This is a genomic window from Micromonospora cathayae (assembly GCF_028993575.1).
In the GTDB taxonomy this organism is placed as follows: domain Bacteria; phylum Actinomycetota; class Actinomycetes; order Mycobacteriales; family Micromonosporaceae; genus Micromonospora; species Micromonospora cathayae.
The window spans coordinates 3,250,892-3,267,438 of record NZ_CP118615.1; the positions used below are offsets into that span (position 1 = coordinate 3,250,892).

The 16,547-nt window shown below is 74.3% G+C and carries 11 protein-coding genes; 6 read left to right on the forward strand and 5 right to left on the reverse strand.

What is annotated here, in order from left to right:
- Positions 1-83 precede the first annotated feature (83 nt).
- Together PVK37_RS15035 and PVK37_RS15040 are read right to left on the reverse strand one after the other, a co-directional pair.
- On the reverse strand, positions 84-773 hold the full coding sequence (locus PVK37_RS15035) for a potassium channel family protein (RefSeq protein WP_275034620.1): 690 nt from the start codon (positions 771-773) through the stop codon (positions 84-86).
- Between the two features lie 2 nt (positions 774-775).
- Entirely contained in the window at positions 776-1,441 is a 666-nt protein-coding gene (locus tag PVK37_RS15040; protein ID WP_275034622.1) for a potassium channel family protein, read from the reverse strand.
- Between the two features lie 161 nt (positions 1,442-1,602).
- Here PVK37_RS15040 and PVK37_RS15045 point away from each other — a divergent pair, with 161 nt between their 5' ends.
- The 4 genes from PVK37_RS15045 to dxs all read left to right on the forward strand — a co-directional run bounded on the left by PVK37_RS15045 (position 1,603) and on the right by dxs (position 8,204).
- On the forward strand, positions 1,603-3,684 hold the full coding sequence (locus tag PVK37_RS15045) for an APC family permease (RefSeq protein ID WP_275034623.1): 2,082 nt from the start codon (positions 1,603-1,605) through the stop codon (positions 3,682-3,684).
- Entirely contained in the window at positions 3,677-4,939 is a 1,263-nt protein-coding gene (locus tag PVK37_RS15050; RefSeq protein ID WP_275034624.1) for a class I SAM-dependent RNA methyltransferase, read from the forward strand. Before PVK37_RS15045 ends, PVK37_RS15050 begins: the two co-directional genes overlap by 8 nt.
- Before the next feature lie 3 nt (positions 4,940-4,942).
- Complete coding sequence (locus PVK37_RS15055; RefSeq protein ID WP_275034626.1) at positions 4,943-6,163, forward strand: anhydro-N-acetylmuramic acid kinase; 1,221 nt, start codon at positions 4,943-4,945, stop codon at positions 6,161-6,163.
- A gap of 85 nt (positions 6,164-6,248) precedes the next feature.
- Positions 6,249-8,204: a 1-deoxy-D-xylulose-5-phosphate synthase gene (dxs, locus tag PVK37_RS15060; RefSeq protein ID WP_275034627.1), complete on the forward strand. Its 1,956-nt coding sequence runs from the start codon at positions 6,249-6,251 to the stop codon at positions 8,202-8,204.
- A gap of 58 nt (positions 8,205-8,262) precedes the next feature.
- Here the strand turns inward: dxs and PVK37_RS15065 are convergent, their stop codons facing one another.
- The gene (locus PVK37_RS15065; protein WP_275034629.1) at positions 8,263-9,459 is read right to left on the reverse strand and encodes a hypothetical protein; all 1,197 of its coding nucleotides are present in this window, start codon (positions 9,457-9,459) and stop codon (positions 8,263-8,265) included.
- Positions 9,460-9,670: 211 nt separating this feature from the next.
- Between PVK37_RS15065 and PVK37_RS15070 the strand changes: the two genes are divergently transcribed.
- Positions 9,671-11,644 (forward strand): DUF6311 domain-containing protein, encoded by a 1,974-nt coding sequence (locus PVK37_RS15070; protein ID WP_275034630.1) that lies wholly within the window; start codon positions 9,671-9,673, stop codon positions 11,642-11,644.
- Between the two features lie 109 nt (positions 11,645-11,753).
- On the opposite strand, the gene PVK37_RS15075 is transcribed toward PVK37_RS15070, so the two are convergent.
- Positions 11,754-13,709 carry a DUF6311 domain-containing protein gene (locus tag PVK37_RS15075; protein ID WP_275034631.1) on the reverse strand — a complete coding sequence of 652 codons (1,956 nt, stop codon included), beginning with the start codon at positions 13,707-13,709 and terminating at the stop codon, positions 11,754-11,756.
- Positions 13,710-13,814: 105 nt separating this feature from the next.
- Here PVK37_RS15075 and PVK37_RS15080 point away from each other — a divergent pair, with 105 nt between their 5' ends.
- Positions 13,815-15,107 (forward strand): outer membrane protein assembly factor BamB family protein, encoded by a 1,293-nt coding sequence (locus tag PVK37_RS15080; RefSeq protein WP_275034632.1) that lies wholly within the window; start codon positions 13,815-13,817, stop codon positions 15,105-15,107.
- A 124-nt stretch (positions 15,108-15,231) separates the two neighbouring features.
- Here PVK37_RS15080 and PVK37_RS15085 read toward each other — a convergent pair whose 3' ends face one another.
- A complete protein-coding gene (locus PVK37_RS15085; RefSeq protein ID WP_275034634.1) occupies positions 15,232-16,539 on the reverse strand; it encodes a peptidase C39 family protein in 1,308 nt (435 codons plus the stop codon).
- Between the last annotated feature and the right edge of the window lie 8 nt (positions 16,540-16,547).

Genomic DNA, 16,547 nt, shown 5'->3' on the forward strand with positions numbered 1-16,547 from the left:
ACCCAGGCGGCCGGACGGGCAGCGGTCGCCGGACTCAGCGGCCGCCGGACCCGTAGCGGCCGGGCGGGCAGCCGTCGTGGGGCTCAGCCGCCGCTGCGGGTCCGCTCGACGCTGTCCGCGCCGAGGACGACCGCCCGGACCGCGTCCTCCACCTCGGTGGTGCAGACGAAGACCAGCTCGTCGCCGGCCTCGATCGGGTCGTCCGCGCTGGGCACCAGGACCCGCTTGCCCCGGACGATCGCCACCAGCGCGCTGTCCCGGGGCAGCGGCACGTCCCGCAGCGGCTGACCGACGTACGGGGCGGCCGGCGGCAGGGTGATCTCGACCAGGTTGGCCTCGCCCTGCCGGAAGGTCATCAGCCGGACCAGGTCACCGACGGTGACCGCCTCCTCGACCAGGGCGGCCATCACCCGCGGCTTGCTGACCGCGACGTCGACGCCCCACTGCTCGGTGAAGAGCCACTCGTTCTCCGCCCGGTTGACCCGGGCGACCACCCGGGGCACCGCGAACTCGGTCTTGGCGAGCAGCGACACCACCAGGTTGACCTTGTCGTCGCCGGTGGCCGCGACCACCACGTCGCAGCCGGCGACGTCCGCCTCCTCCAGGCTGCTCAGCTCGCAGGCGTCCGCCAGCACCCAGTCCGCGCCCGGCACCCGGTCCGGGCGGAGCATCCGGGGCTGCCGCTCGATGAGCATCACCTGGTGCCCGTTGTCGATCAGCTCCTGGGCGATCGACCGGCCCACGTTGCCGGCCCCGGCGATGGCGATCCGCATGCTCAGTGCCCTCCTTCGGGCGGGGCCACGGCGGTCGCCGTGACCGCCGTCGCGATGTCGTCGGTGACCAGCATGAAGAGCTGGTCACCCTCCTGCACCACGGTGGAGGCGGTGGGCAGGGTGCCGATGCCGAAGCGGATCAGGTACGCCGTCCGCGCGCCGGTCGCCTCCTCCAGCATGCGCAGCGGTCGACCGATCCAGTCCCGGTGGGTCGGCACCTCGATGATGGACACCGTGCTGGTCGGGTCGCGGAAGATCTCCACGTTCCCCTCGGGGACCAGGTGGCGCAGCATCCGGTCCGCCGTCCAGCGCACGGTGGCGACGGTGGGGATGCCGAGGCGCTCGTACACCTGGGCGCGGCGCTGGTCGTAGATCCGGGCGGCCACCCGGGACACCCCGAACGTCTCCCGGGCCAGCCGGGCCGAGATGATGTTGGAGTTGTCGCCGCTGGAGACCGCCGCGAAGGCGTCCGCCCGCTCGATGCCGGCCTCCCGCAGGACGGCGCCGTCGAAGCCGGCCCCGGTGACGGTGAGCCCGGCGAAGTCCGGGCTGAGCCGGCGGAAGGCGTCCCCGTCCTGGTCGATGACCGCCACCGAGTGCCCGCGGGCCTCCAGGTTGTGCGCCAGGGTCGAACCGACCCGGCCACAACCCATGATCACGACATGCACGGTGTCCCTCCCAAGGTCACCCGCCCGCCCTGCCGGGCCTGTCGTCTGCGAGCCTGCCACGTCCGACCGGCGCGACGCGGACCGACGGTACCTCCGGGACGCCCGGCGTCGGGCGGGCACCCCCCGGCCGCCCCACCGGGCTGGTCGTACGCTTACCCGTTGTGGCCAGTCCCACCGCGCTGCTGAAGCGGCTCCTCGTCGGTCGACCGTTCCGGTCCGACCGGCTCCAGCACACCCTGCTGCCGAAGCGCATCGCCCTGCCGGTGTTCGCCTCGGACGCCCTCTCCAGCGTCGCGTACGCGCCGGACGAGATCCTGCTGACCCTCTCCATCGCCGGCGCGTCGGCGTACCTCTTCTCGCCGTGGATCGCGCTCGCGGTGGTCGTGGTGATGCTCACCGTGGTCGCCAGCTACCGGCAGACCGTGCACGCGTACCCGTCCGGCGGCGGCGACTACGAGGTCGCCACGGTCAACCTCGGCCCCCGGTTCGGGATCGGGGTGGCCAGCGCGCTGCTGGTCGACTACGTGCTGACGGTCGCGGTGTCGGTCTCCTCCGGGGTGGCGAACCTGGGCTCGGTGATCCCCTTCGTCGCCACCCACAAGGTGCTCATCGCGGTCACCGCGGTGGTCGTGCTCACCGCGATCAACCTGCGTGGCCTGCGCGAGTCGGGGACCGCCTTCGCCATCCCCACGTACGGCTTCATCATCGTCATCGTCGGCATGATCCTCACCGGCCTGGCCCGGGTCTTCGTCTTCGGGCACGACCTGCGGGCGCCCAGCGCCGACCTGGAGATCGCCGCCGAGTGGAGCGACACGACCGGCTGGGCCATGGCGTTCCTGCTGCTGCGCAGCTTCTCCTCCGGCTGTGCGGCGCTGACCGGCGTGGAGGCGATCTCCAACGGGGTGCCCGCGTTCAAGCAGCCGAAGAGCCGCAACGCGGCCACCACCCTGCTGCTGCTCGGCACGGTCGCGGTCACCATGCTGGTCGGGATCATCTGGCTGGCCCGGCTGACCGGCCTCCAGTTCGTCGAGGACCCGGCCCGGCAGATCGTCTCCGGGCCCGAGGGGTACGTCCAGAAGACCGTCACCGCGCAGCTCGGCGAGACCGTCTTCGGCTCCGGCTCGGTACTGCTGTTCCTGGTGGTGGGGGCGACCGCGCTGATCCTGTTCCTGGCCGCGAACACCGCCTTCAACGGCTTCCCGGTGCTCGGCTCGATCCTGGCGCAGGACCGCTTCCTGCCCCGGCAGCTGCACACCCGCGGCGACCGGCTGGCCTTCTCCAACGGCATCCTGTTCCTGGCGGTCTTCGCGATCGTGCTGATCGTCGGGTTCCAGGCCGAGGTGACGAAGCTCATCCAGCTCTACATCGTGGGGGTGTTCGTCTCGTTCACCCTCTCCCAGGCCGGCATGATCCGGCACTGGAACCGGCTGCTGCGTACCGAGCGGGACCCGCAGGCGCGCCGCCGGATGGTCCGCTCCCGGGCGATCAACGGGTTCGGCATGGTGCTGACCGGCGCGGTGCTGGTCGTGGTGCTGATCACCAAGTTCCTGCTCGGCGCGTGGATCGCCATCGCCGCGATGGCGGTGATCTACGCGTTGATGGTGGCCATCCGCCGGCACTACGACCGGGTCGCGGTGGAACTCACCCCGGACGAGGGCCGACCCGTGCTGCCCGCCCGCAACCACGCCGTCGTCCTGGTCAGCAAACTGCACCAGCCGACCCTGCGGGCGGTGGCGTACGCGCAGGCGACCCGGCCGGACTCGTTGACCGCGGTGACGGTGAACGTGGACGACAAGGACACCCGCCAGCTCCAGGCCGAGTGGGAACGGCGGGCGGTGCCGGTGCCGTTGACCGTGATCGACTCCCCGTACCGGGAGATCACCCGGCCGATCCTGAACTTCGTCGCCTCGGTCCGCCGGGCCTCGCCCCGGGACGTGGTCACCGTGTTCATCCCGGAGTACGTGGTCGGCCGCTGGTGGGAGAACCTTTTGCACAACCAGAGCGCGCTGCGGCTGAAGACCAGGCTGCTGTTCGAGCCGGGGGTGATGGTGACCAGCGTGCCGTGGCAGCTCGCCTCGTCCCGGGGCAAGGACCTCACCCGGTACGACGAGACGCTCAGCCGGGGCCCGGCGCGCGGCCCCCGGGTGGCGCCCAGCAGCACCCTGCCGCCGACCGTCCCGCCGGTGCCGGCGGCCACCCCCGGCGAGGGCGGCCGGAACGCGACGGGGGCCGACGATGCGTGACCTGGACGTCGTACCGGAGGGGGATCGGGTGGAGCTGACCGAGGCCGAACGGGTCGAGCTGACCGTGGGGGCGGTGGCCCCCGGCGGGCACTGCGTGGCCCGGGTGGACGGGCAGGTGGTCTTCGTCCGGCACGCGCTCCCCGGCGAGCGGGTGCTGGCCGAGATCACCGAGGTGCACCGGGGTTTCCTGCGGGCCGACGCGGTGACGGTGCTCGAGGCCGCCCCGCAGCGCGTCGAGCCGCCCTGCCGGTACGCGAAACCGGGAAGCTGCGGCGGCTGTGACCTTCAACACGTCGCCCCGGCGGCGCAGCGGGAGTGGAAGGAATCGGTGGTCAGGGAGCAGCTCACCCGGCTGGGTGGGCTCACCGACGCGCAGGTCGACGCGCTCGGCGTCACGGTGGAGGCGCTGCCCGGCGGGCCGCTGGGCTGGCGCTCCCGGGTCCGCTACGCGGTCGACGCCGCCGGCCGGGCCGGGCTGCTCAAACACCGCTCGCACGAGGTGGTGCCGATCGACCGCTGCCTGATCGCCCATCCGGCGATCCAGGACCTGCCGGTGCTGTCCGCCGACGGCACCCGCTGGCCGGACGCCGACACGGTCGAGACGGTCGCCAGCACCGCCGGGGACGTCACCGTCACCGGGTACGCCGACGGGGTCTCCACCCCGGTCAGCGGCCCCCGGGCGGTCCGCGAAACGGCCGCCGGCCGGGACTGGACGCTGCCCGCGTCCGGGTTCTGGCAGGTGCACCCGGCCGCGGCGGACACCCTGGTCGGCGCGGTCCTCGAGCTGCTCGACCCGCGCCCCGGCGAGACCGCCTGGGACCTGTACGGCGGGGCCGGGCTGTTCGCCGCCGCGCTCGCCGGCCGGGTCGACGGGGCCCGGGTCACCCTGGTCGAAGCGGCTGCGGACGGGGTGGCCGCGGCCCGGGAGAACCTGGCCGACCTGCCCGCCGTCGAGGTGGTGGCGGCCCGGGTGGAGACCGCGCTGGCCCGCCGCCGGATCACCGGCCCGGTCGACCTGGTGGTGCTCGACCCGCCGCGCTCCGGCGCGGGGGCCCGGGTGGTGCACGGCCTGGTGGCCGCCGGCCCGCGCGCGGTGGCGTACGTGGCCTGCGACCCGGCCGCCTTCGCCCGGGACGTGCGGACGTTCGCGGCGGCGGGCTGGCGGCTGGCCGCGCTGCGCGGCTTCGACCTGTTCCCGATGACCCAGCACGTGGAACTGGTCGGGCTGCTGGTTCCGCCGTCCGGGGAGCGCTGAGCCGTGCTGCGGATCGTCGGACTGATGTCGGGCACCTCGTACGACGGGGTGGACGTGGTCGCCGCCGGGTTCTCCCGGGCGGGGGAGACGCTGCTGCTGCACCCGCTCGGGCACCGTGAGCTGGCGTACCCGGACGACCTGCGGGCCGGGATCGGCGCGCTGCTGCCGCCGGCGGCCACCACCGTCGAGGCGGTCTGCCGGCTGGACAACCGGCTGGGGGACGTGTTCGCCGAGGCGGCGGCGGTCGGGGTCGAGCTGGCCGGCGGCCGGGCCGACCTGGTGGTCTCGCCGGGTCAGACGGTCTTCCACTGGGTCGAGGCGGGCCGGGCCCGGGGCACCCTGCAACTGGGCGCGCCGGCCCGGGTGGCCGCCCGGGTCGGCGTACCGGTGCTCACCGACCTGCGGGGCGCGGACATCGCCGCCGGGGGCCAGGGCGCGCCGCTGGTGCCGGCCTTCGACGCGCTGCTGCTCGCGGACGAATCGCCGGCCGGGGCGTCGCCCCGGGCGGCGCTGAACCTCGGCGGCATCGCCAACCTCACCGTGGTCTCGCCGGGCCGGCCCGTGCTCGGGTACGACATCGGCCCGGCCAACGCGCTGCTGGACGCGGCGGCCCGCCGGTTCCTCGACGCGCCCTGCGACGCGGGCGGGGTACGGGCGGCGGCCGGCCGGGTGCACCCCGGGCTGCTGGAACTGCTGCTGGCCGAGCCGTACTACGCCGCGCCGCCGCCCAAGTCGACCGGCAAGGAACTCTTCCACCCCGGCTACCTGGCCGACCGGCTCGCCGCGCTCGGCAGCCCGGTGCGCCCTGACGGGGGCGGCGACGACGGGGCTCTGTCCGCCGACGACGTGCTCGCCACGCTCACCGAGCTGACCGCCCGGATCGTGGCCGCCGAGTGCGACCGGCACCGGGTCACCGAGGTCGTCGCGGCCGGCGGCGGGGTCCGCAACCCGACCCTGCTGGGCCGGCTCGCCGCCCTCGGCGCGGGGCGCTGGCGGCTGCGGGTCAGCGACGAGCTGGGGGTGCCGGCCCAGGCCAAGGAGGCGTACGCGTTCGCCCTGCTCGGCTGGCTCTCCTGGCACGGCCTGCCGGGGGCGGTGCCCTCGGTGACCGGTGCCCGGCGGGCCGCCGTGCTCGGCTCGTGGACGCCGTCCGGGCCGCCCGCCGGCACCGGCACCGGCCCGGCCCCGCGCCGGCTGCGGGTGGTCGGGACGTCCCGGCCCTGACCGGTGTGCCCGTGGGCGGATACGGAGCGTCGCCCGGTTTCGGCCCAGACTGCGGACTACGCGTCGGCCGATAGACTCTTCGCTCATGAGTGTTGAAGAGGACACGGCCAACCAGGGCCGGCTACTGGCCACGGTGCGCGGTCCGCAGGACGTCAAGCGGATGTCCGCCGAGGATCTGGACATCCTCGCCGCCGAGATCCGGGACTTCCTGATCGCCAAGGTCTCCCGGACCGGCGGCCACGTCGGACCCAACCTCGGCGTGGTGGAGCTGACCATCGCCATGCACCGGGTCTTCGACTCCCCGCGCGACCGGCTCCTGTTCGACACCGGCCACCAGGCGTACGTGCACAAGATCCTCACCGGGCGGCAGGCCGGCTTCGACCGGCTGCGCCAGCGTGGTGGCCTGTCGGGCTACCCGAGCCAGGCCGAGAGCGAGCACGACCTGATCGAGAACTCGCACGCCTCCACCGCCCTCTCCTACGCCGACGGCCTGGCCAAGGCGTACGCCCTGCGCGGCGAACAGCGCAGCGTGGTCGCCGTGGTCGGCGACGGCGCGCTGACCGGCGGCATGTGCTGGGAGGCGCTGAACAACATCGCCACCGCCGGCAACCCGCTGGTCATCGTGGTCAACGACAACGGCCGGTCGTACGCGCCGACCATCGGCGGTCTGGCCGACCACCTCTCGTCGCTGCGGCTCAACCCCGGCTACGAGAAGATCCTCGACACCGTCAAGGACGCCCTCGGCTCCACCCCGCTGGTCGGTAGGCCGATGTACGAGGTGCTGCACGCGGTCAAGAAGGGCATCAAGGACGCGGTGGCCCCGCAGGCGATGTTCGAGGACCTCGGCATCAAGTACGTCGGGCCGGTCGACGGGCACGACCGGGAGGCGGTCGAGTCGGCGCTGCGCGCGGCGAAGAACTTCGGCGGCCCGGTGATCGTGCACGCGGTCACCCGCAAGGGCTATGGTTACCGCCCCGCCGAGGAGGACGAGGCGGACTGCCTGCACGGCCCCGGTGGCGCGTTCGACGTGGAGACCGGCAAGCTGGTTGCCGCCCCCTCGGTGAAGTGGACGCACGTCTTCGCCGACGAGCTGGTCGCGATCGCCGACGAGCGCCCCGACGTGGTCGGCATCACCGCCGCGATGGCCGAGCCCACCGGCATCGCCAAGCTGGCCCGCAAGCACCCCGACCGGGTGTACGACGTGGGCATCGCCGAGCAGCACGCGGCCACCTCGGCCGCCGGCCTGGCGCTGGGCGGGCTGCACCCGGTGGTGGCGGTCTACGCGACCTTCCTCAACCGGGCCTTCGACCAGGTTCTGCTGGACGTGGCGATGCACCGGCTCCCGGTCACCTTCGTGCTGGACCGGGCCGGCGTCACCGGCCCGGACGGGCCGAGCCACTACGGCCTGTGGGACATGTCGGTCTTCGGGGTGGTGCCCGGCCTGCGGATCGCCGCGCCCCGGGACGCCGCCACGCTCCGCGAGGAGCTGCGCGAGGCGGTCGCCGTCGACGACGGCCCGACCATCGTCCGCTTCCCGACCGGTACGGTCGCCGCCGACCTGCCCGCCGTACGCCGGGTCGGCCCGGTGGACGTGCTGGCCGAGTCGACCAGCACCGACGTGCTGCTGGTCGCGGTCGGCTCCTTCGGCCAGCTCGGCATGGAGGTCGCGAGCCGGCTCGCCGAGCAGGGCTACGGAGTGACCGTGGTGGACCCGCGCTGGGTGCGCCCGGTGCCGGCCGAGCTGGTCGAGCTGGCCGCCGCGCACCGGCTCGTGGTCACCGTCGAGGACGGGGTCCGCACCGGTGGGGTCGGTACCGCGCTGGCCCAGGCGATGCGCGACGCCGACGTCCGGGTTCCGCTGCGTGACCTCGGCGTACCGGCCGACTGGCACCCGCACGGCACCCGGGCGCAGATCCTGGCCGACCTCGGCCTGACCGCGCAGGACGTGGCCCGGGACGTCACCGGTTGGATCTCCCGGCTCGACTCGGAGACGGGCGAGCCGGTCCGGCTGCCCACCGGTGGGGCGGGCGCGCAGAACTGAGCGGCATCCCACCCGGCCCGGCTGCCCTGAGCGGCCGGGCCGGGTGGGGTGCCCGCCGCTAGCGTCCGTTGACCGACCGGTAGTAGTTGCGCTCCGCGCCGGCCAGGATGAACGTCTGCTTCTCGGCCGCCTGCGGCACCACCACCAGCCCCGGGCGGTCCACCAGCCGCTGCGTGCCCGGCGGCGTGGACAGCGACGTGCCCTTGCTGGACCGCCAGCTCAGCACCACCAGCGGCTGACCGGGCACCGGCAGCACGTACGCCTGGAGCGGGTTGGCCCGGTCGGCGACCGAGACGGCGGTCGGCCCACCCTCGGCGGGCCGGTGCACCAGGGCGGTCAGCGTGCCGGCCTCGCTGACCCAGCTCAACTGCTTCAGCTCGGCCGGCGCACCCCCGCCGAGGGTGATCTCGCCCAGCGTCTTCGCGGTGACCTGCTCCACCGGCCAGGAGCGGGGCACCGACTCCGGGGTGTCCCGGTCGCGTACCCGCCGGGGAACGCTGACGAACGGGCCGTCCTCCCCGGCCAGCTGGCAGGTGTCCAGCCCGGCGAGGGCGCGTCGACCGGCTCCGGTCTCGTCCCGGACCAGCGGATAGCGGGGAGCCCGGGTGGCCGTACCCAGGTCGATCAGCGGGTCGGCGGCCCGGCCGCGCGGCAGCGACTCGGTGGCCCGCAGCGTCGCGGTCACCGCGACGGCGGCACAGGCCGGGACGGCGGCGACCGGCCCGGTCAGCCCGTCGGTGACGCTCAGCGGTCGCCCGTCCGGGCCGGCGAGCCGCGTCACCCGGGCGGAGGTCAGGTAGCGGCGCTCGTCGCCGAGCTGCACCGGCAGCACGTCCGCGTAGGCCAGGTAGCCCGGATCGGTGTACTCCACGGCCCGGGAGACCGTGAACCGGTCGCCCTCGCCGGTGAGCTGGAGCAACCAGGACGCGCTCTCGCCGGGGACGTCGGCGGCGACCAGCGCCAGCCGGGTCCCGCCGACCTCGCCGGACCAGAGGATGCCCGAGGTGGGCAGGTGGGCCCGGTCGTCGATCGGTGACCGCCAGTCGCGGACCGTCTCGGTGACCGCCGCCGTCACCTCGGCGTTCCCGGCCAGGCTGCCGCGTGGCGGCCAGACCTCGAGCGCACCGTCGAGACTGTCGTAACCGACCGGGAGGCGGGTCTCCTGCCGCTGCGCGACCGGCCCACAGCCGGCCGCCGTGACGGTCAGGGCCAGCAGCGCCGTGACCGTCCTGCCGCGCCAGCGGACTGAAGCCACGTGTACGCCCCCGATCGATCTGCCCGGTACGGAAGCCACATGGTACGAGACCTCCGGTGGGGCGCGGTCGTCGGCTCGGCTGACTGACCGTACGCTGACCGTACGCTGAGAGGTTGTTACAAACGCGACTCACCACCGTTTTCATGGCTTTTCGTCGCTCCGGTAGACTCCGCCGACTGTGACGCCTGCCGAGCCCTGTGGGGTATCCACGTTGGAGTCCACCACCGTCGGCCCGCAGCGCGACGGGACAGCGGCGGCCCGGCCGGCCACCGCCCGGTCCGTGGACGAACGGCCGGTCGACGCCCCCACCCCGGCACCCGACGACACCCCGGCCGCCGACGACCACCGGGTATCCGACGACACCCCGGTGGGTGACGACGCCCCGGCCGTCGACGGCGCGGACCGGCCCGTCGGCCGGGCGGAACCGACGACCGTACGCCGGCCCCGCTGGCCCACCTGGCGGCGGGACGTCGGCGTCTACGGGGCCTTCCTGCTCGCCGCACTCTGGGTGACCAGCCGGATCTGGGCCGACCCGGCCGGCCGGGTGGCCTCGCTCTACAGCAGTGACCCGGCCCAGGTGCAGTTCTTCCTGGCCCACTCCGTCCGGGTGGTGCTGCACGGCGAGTTCCCGTTCTACACCGACCAGTTCAACTACCCCGACGGGGTGAACCTGATGGCCAACACGGCCATCCTGGCGCTCGGCATCCCGATGGTCCCGGTCACCCTGCTGTTCGGCCCGGCGACGACCTTCGTGCTGCTGGTCACTCTGGCCCTCGCCGGGACCGCGTCGAGCTGGTACTTCGTGCTCTCCCGGTACGTGGTGCGGACCCCGATCGCGGCGATCGTCGGTGGCTGGTTCTGCGGGTTCTCGCCGGCGATGCTCTCGCACGCCAACTGGCATCCCAACATCATCAGCCAGTGGCTGCTGCCGCTGATCGTGTGGCGGGTGCTGGTCATCACCCGCTCCCGCCGTCCGGTGCGCGACGGGCTGATCCTGGCGCTGCTGGTCACGTACCAGGCGTTCATCAACGAGGAGATCCTGCTCTTCACCGCGCTGGCCTGCGCCGTCTTCCTGCTCGCCATGGTCGCCCAGCGGCCCGCGCTCTGGTCGGCGGCCTGGCGGCCGATGGCGGTGGCGCTCGGCACCTGCACCGTGGTGGCGGGGGCGCTGCTGGCGTACCCGCTCTACGTCCAGTTCGGCGGCCCGATGGCGTACCACGGGCTCAGCGACGCGGTCCGCGACTACGGCAACGACATCGCCGCGTTCGTCACGCCGGGCTCCCCGACGCTCGGCGGCAACGAGCGGGCCAACGCCAACCTCGCCCCCAATTACTCGGAGGAGAACGCCTTCTTCGGGTGGGGGCTGGCGCTGCTCGCCGTCGGCATCGTGGTCTGGCTGCGCCGGGAGCCGCTCGTACGGGCGCTCGCGGTCACCGGGGTCGGCTACGCCGTGCTCTCCCTCGGCGAGCAGGTCTCCTGGTGGGACCGGGGTCTCTTCACCGGCCCGTGGGAGTGGCTGGTCCGGCTGCCGCTGTTGGACGCGGTGGTGCCGACCCGGTTCGGGCTGATCACCACCGTGGTCATCGGGGTGCTGCTGGCGCTGGCGATCGAGCGCGCCTGGGTGACCCGTCCGGTGGAGCCGCACACCCGCAAGCTGGTCGTCGCCGCCCTGGTCGTCGCGCTGCTGCCGATCGCCCCGATGCCGCTGCGGGTGACCAGCCGGCCGCCGGTGCCGGAGTTCGTCACCTCCGACCAGTGGCGGCGCTACGTCGCCGAGGACCAGACCCTGGTGCCGGTACCGATCCCCAGCATGGGCAACACCCACGGGATGCGGTGGGCCGCCTCGACCAACCTGGACTTCAAGATCCCCGGCGGCTACTTCCTCGCGCCGCGCAACGGCAACACCGGCGACCCGGGCCGGTTCGGTGGCCGCCCCAGCGGGGTGGGGGAGATCCTCCAGGAGGTGGCGACCACCGGGCGGACGCCGAAGCTCACCGACCGGCAACGCCGCCGTTCCCTCGACGAGCTGCGCTACTGGCGGGCGGCCATCCTGGTGCTGCCGGTCGACCAGAAGAACGTCGAGCCGCTGCGGCAGACCGTCGAACAGCTGGTCGGCCCGGCCCGCCGGGAGCGGGACGTCTGGCTGTGGGACGTCCGTCCCCTCACCACCGTCCGCACCGGCTGACCGGTCCCACCACCGTCCACGCCGGCACCGGTCCCGGCCACGCCGGCAGCGGGTCCGGTCCCCCGTCCGTGCCGGCGCTGACCGCGCCGGCTGGTCGGGGCGTCCGCCCTCAGCGGACGTCCCACAGCCAGACGTCGTCGACCCGGCGGGGCTCGCCGAGCAGGCCGGTCATCAGGTCCCGCAGGGCGGCCTCCCGGGGGTGCGCGCCGAGCACCACCACGGAGGCCCGCCAGTAGCGCAGGTCCTCGGCGGCCTGGCGGCGGTTCTCCTCGGTCAGTTCGGGGGCCGCCCCCTTGTCGATGGTGGAGTAGATCAGCGTGCTGGTCGGCCGGTTCGGCGCGCCGAAGATGCCCTCGTCGTTCGGGCCGGGGCCGATGAAGTACCCGGCGGGGATGGCGAACTCGTGCCCGGTCAGCGCGCTCCAGCGCAGCGTCGACAGGCCGTGCACGTTGCTCGGGATCGGGACCGGCACCAGGGTCCGTCCGGCCGGCACGTACGGCCGCCACGCCCCGGAGGTGATGAACGTCGGCGGCGGGTCGATCCGCTCGGCCGGCAGCGGCCGGGGGATGATCGGTATCACCGCCAGCGCGATGGCCGCCAGGCCGACCGGACGCAACCAACGCCGCCGCCCGGCGACCGGTGGGGCCGGTTCGGCGGGCGCGTCGACGCCCCCGGCGGTGTCGTCGAGGCTCCCGGCGGTGTCGTCCGCGGCGACCGCCCTCTCGGGCCGGCCGTCCCCGGTCAGCGCGTCCCGGTCCTCGGCTGCCGCCGTCCCGGGGCGGCCGGCGGCGGCTACCGCGTCCCAGGCCAGCGCGAGCAGCACCCCGACCGCGCCGGTCGCCACCAGGGTCAGCCGGGTCGGCATCATCATCTCGACCAGCGGCAGGTCGTCCGGGATGTAGTGCCAGGGCCCGTAGACCTCGGTCTCCACCCCGTTGAACCGGACCCGGGGGCCGATCGCCGCCACGCTGAAGAGCACCACCAGCACCGCCGCGATCCGCGCCGCCAACGACCGCCGCCAGAGCAGGACCATCGCCACCACGGTGACCAGCACCACCGGCCAGCCGAACCAGGTGTTCTGCTCGGTCAGGCCGATGGTCTTCTCCACCGCCGGATCACCGGCCAGGCTGTCCCGGGGGAAGGTGACGAAGGCCGCCAGGTCCTCACCCCAGGAGTGGAACACGCCGCCCTGCAGACCACGGTAGGACTGCGGGCCGTTGAACTGGAACCAGATCGGGTACGCGGTCAACACCAGCGCCAACCCGCCGCCGAGGCCGAGCGCGGCCAGGAAGGTGCCGGCCTGCGCCAGCGCCGCGCGCCGGCGGACCACCGCGTACGTGACCACGATCACCAGGCAGGCCAGCGCGGTGAGCAGCAGCATCTCCTCGTTGATGAAGATCTGGTACGCCACCAGCAGGCCCAGCGCGAGGCCGTTGCGCCGCCACCGGCCCGGCTCCCCGAGCCGGAGTACCCGCGCCACGATCAGCGGCAGCAGGAAGTTCGACACGAAGTTCGGCTGACCGTTGGCGTGGTGCACGATGCCCGGCGCGAACCCGAGGAACCCGCCGCCGACGAACGCCGCCGCCCGGGACCGGACCAGGTGCCGCGACAGCACCCAGTACGACGTGGCGGCGGTGGCGGCGAGCGCGCCGCCCAGGTAGAGGGCGTACACCACCTGCGGGCCGAGCAGCATGGTCAGCGGGGCCAACGGCAGGGTCACCCCGAGCAGCGAGGTGTTCGCCATCATGTTCACCCCGTCCGGGGCGTTCTGCCGGTCGGAGAACAGCGGGTTCTCCAGGTGCCGCACCGAGTACGCGCCGTGCGAGAAGAGCCACTCGAACCAGCTGTGGTCGGTGGGCAGGTGCGCGGAGACCCGGTTCTCCACGTCCACCCAGTAGTTGAGGCACACGAGGACACCGAGGAGCACGTAGGCTCCGATGGCCAGTACGTCGATGCGGACGGACCGGCCGAACCGACCGGTGTCCGGGCGGGCACGCTCGGGCGGATCCGCCGCAGCGGACACGGGCGTGGACGTCAACGAGGGGTCTACCACCGGCACAGCCACGACGCGCCATCGTACGCGAGGGTTGTTGTCGCTTTTGCCGGCCCGGTACGTTTCGCGGCGCTGCCGAGGCGACACCGGCCCGTGCGGGTACGAGGAGGAGTACGGGTGGCACTGATCGACCTGGGCGAGCTGCGCGGGGAGCCCGAGCCGGTCCACCGGTCGGGGCGGCGACGCTCCCGGCCGGCCGGTCGCCCCGGGCCGGTCCTGCTGGTGCTGCTGCTCGTGCTGGTCACCGTGGCCGGTGCGGTGCCGGCCCCCCGCCGGCTCTCGGTGACGTTGACCGTGCCGCCCGGTGCCACGGTGTACTGGGCCGGCGACCGGCTCGTCGCGGTCGGGCCGGTGGAACTCGGCACCGACGGCGACTTCCAGGTGGTCGCCTTCGACGTACCCGCCGAGGGGCCGACCGCGACGACGGCCCTCACCCCCCGCTGGCGGACGACCGTGCCGCAGGTCACCGGTCTGCGGCCGATGGGCGACGTCGCGGGCGTCCTGCTGCTGGTGGGCATCCGGGCCGGGAGTGAGGAGATGGTCACCCTGGACCTGGCGACCGGGCGGCCCGGTTGGCGGCAGCCCGGCAGCGGGATGCCGACCGAACGGGACGGGATCCTGCTGCTGACCGGGGACGGGGACGACCGGACGCTGCGGGTGGTGGAGCCGCGCACCGGCGTGCTGCGCTGGTCGGTGCGCGGGGTGCCGCAACAGGTGGACTACCGGTTCGGCGGGCACGGCATCGACCGGCTGCTGTGGTCCACTCCGGAGGGTCGGGCCGAGATCCGGGACGCGGACACCGGCAGCGTGCTGGCCACCGCCCCGCTACGCGTCTCCGCGCCGGTACCGGGCGGGCAACCCCAGTTCCTGGACGACCTGCTGCTGGTGGTCCGTACCGACCCACCGCTGGTGTCCGCGTACGAGTTGGACCGGCTGACGCCGCGCTGGACGGCGAGCGTGCCCTCGGTGAGCCACCTGCAACCCTGCGGCGTGGTGCTCTGCGCGTGGGGCGAGACCGGCGGGATGTGGGCGCTCGACCCGGACACCGGCCGGACCAGGTGGAGCGATCCCCGCTGGACGATGGCGGTGCCGGCGGCCGACCGGGTCCTGGTGACCGACTCGCCGCGGCATTCCGAGAACCTGATCGTGGTGCTCGACGCGTCGACCGGTCGGACGGTACGGGAGCTCGGCGAGTGGCGCGGACTGGGGACACCGGAAGACGGCCGGCTGACCGTCTTCCGGCCGGTGGGCGACCGTGCGGCGATGGTGGCCGAGCTGGACGTCGAGGCCGGCGAGACCCGGGTGGTGGACGTGCTGCCGGGCAGCCTCGACCAGTGTCAGCTGGGCACCTGGCCGGTGCTCTGCCAGGAGGAAGGCGGCTCCTACCGGCTCTGGTGGCCGCCGAACTGACCGCCCGTCCGCTCACCCCGGCAGCGGTTCCGGCGGCCCGGCCGGCGGTTCGGACCTTCCGGCCGATGGTTCGGGCGGCCCGGCCACTCACCCCGGGCCCGACGGTCCGGTTCGCCGGGGCCGGTCACCAGTTGGGCTGGGCGGGCGGCGGGGGCAGCGGCACGGAGGGCGGGCGGATCACGTACACCATGCCGCCGCTGCCGCGCTGCCAGGCCGCCTCGAACCGGGACCGGTCCACGATGCGGCGTACCCCGTCGTCGTCCGGCGCGTACGGGTCGTTGAGCACCGGATCACCGTCGGCGGTGAAGCCGACCAGCACGATCAGGTGCCCCCTGGTGTCGTAGTCCAGGCCGGGCACGTCACCGACCCGGAACGCGGTGGAGACCACCAGCGGTATCCCGGCCGCGACGAACCGTTCCGCCTCGGCCAGCGACCGCAGCCGGGTGACGAAGGCGGCCATCCCGTACCGCCCGGCGTATGCGGTGTTGAACGCCCAGTTCCCGGCACCCCGGTAGGCGTGGTCGTAGCAGTGCCGGGCCGCGTGGTCGACCGTCGGCCGGGGGTCGGCCGGATCCACCCAGGCGTACTCGTCCGGGGCTGGCCCGGCCGCCCAGAAGGCGAGCACCATGGCGGTACAGGTGGGGCTGCACCACGAGTCGCCGCCGCCACCCCAGCGGGGGTAGTGCCCGGCGTGCACCCGCTGGGAGAACGTGGGCACCGCCAGCACCGTGCCCCGGGCCGCCGGGACACCCCCGTCGACGGTCCCGCCCGCCGGGGCGGCTGTCACGTGCCCCGCCGGGCCGTGCCCCGCCGGGCCGTGCCCCGCCGGGCCGTGCCCCGCGTGCCCCGCCGGGGCGGCCGGGGGGTCCGCTGCCGGGCCGGCGGCGTCCGCTGACCGGTGGCCGGAGGCGACCGCGCCGACGGTACGCAGGACCGGGCGGTCGGTGCCGCCCGCCGGTCGGGCCAGGGTCACCCGGAGCTGCCAGCCGGTCAGTCGGGAACCGGTGGCGGTCAGCGTGTCGGTGTCGACCTCGGCCTGCCGGTCGCGTTGCCCGGGTACCGAGGTGCGTCGCAGGCCCTCGTCGCCGGCGGCCCAGCGGGCCAGCACGTACCAGCCGGTGACCGGGGCGTCGTCGGCCCAGCCGCACACCTCCACCTGGAGCCAGCACCCGTCGGGGGTGTCGGCGGTCCAGGACGGGACGACCTGGTGGACCGGGAAGCCGACCCGGACCGGCGGGGAGACCCAGCGGCCGACGTCGTACCGGACGTGGGCGCCGGTGTGCGGGTCGGTGTGCGCGAGCCGGGCCGGCAACGAGCCCAGGACCAGGCCGTCGTCGGCGCAGCGGACGCCGAGCACGGTGCCGTCGGCCAGGTCCGCCGGGAACCGGAAGGCCCGGTAGGCGATGTTCCGCCCCTGCTCAGCTGCGCTCATGACGATCC

What these genes read in the sequence shown, in the direction of transcription:
- PVK37_RS15035 (WP_275034620.1), bottom strand. Translation starts at nt 773, where the DNA reads ATGCGGATCGCCATCGCCGGGGCCGGCAACGTGGGCCGGTCGATCGCC.
- PVK37_RS15050 (WP_275034624.1), top strand. Translation starts at nt 3,677, where the DNA reads ATGCGTGACCTGGACGTCGTACCGGAGGGGGATCGGGTGGAGCTGACC.
- dxs (WP_275034627.1), top strand. Translation starts at nt 6,249, where the DNA reads ATGAGTGTTGAAGAGGACACGGCCAACCAGGGCCGGCTACTGGCCACG.
- PVK37_RS15085 (WP_275034634.1), bottom strand. Translation starts at nt 16,539, where the DNA reads ATGAGCGCAGCTGAGCAGGGGCGGAACATCGCCTACCGGGCCTTCCGG.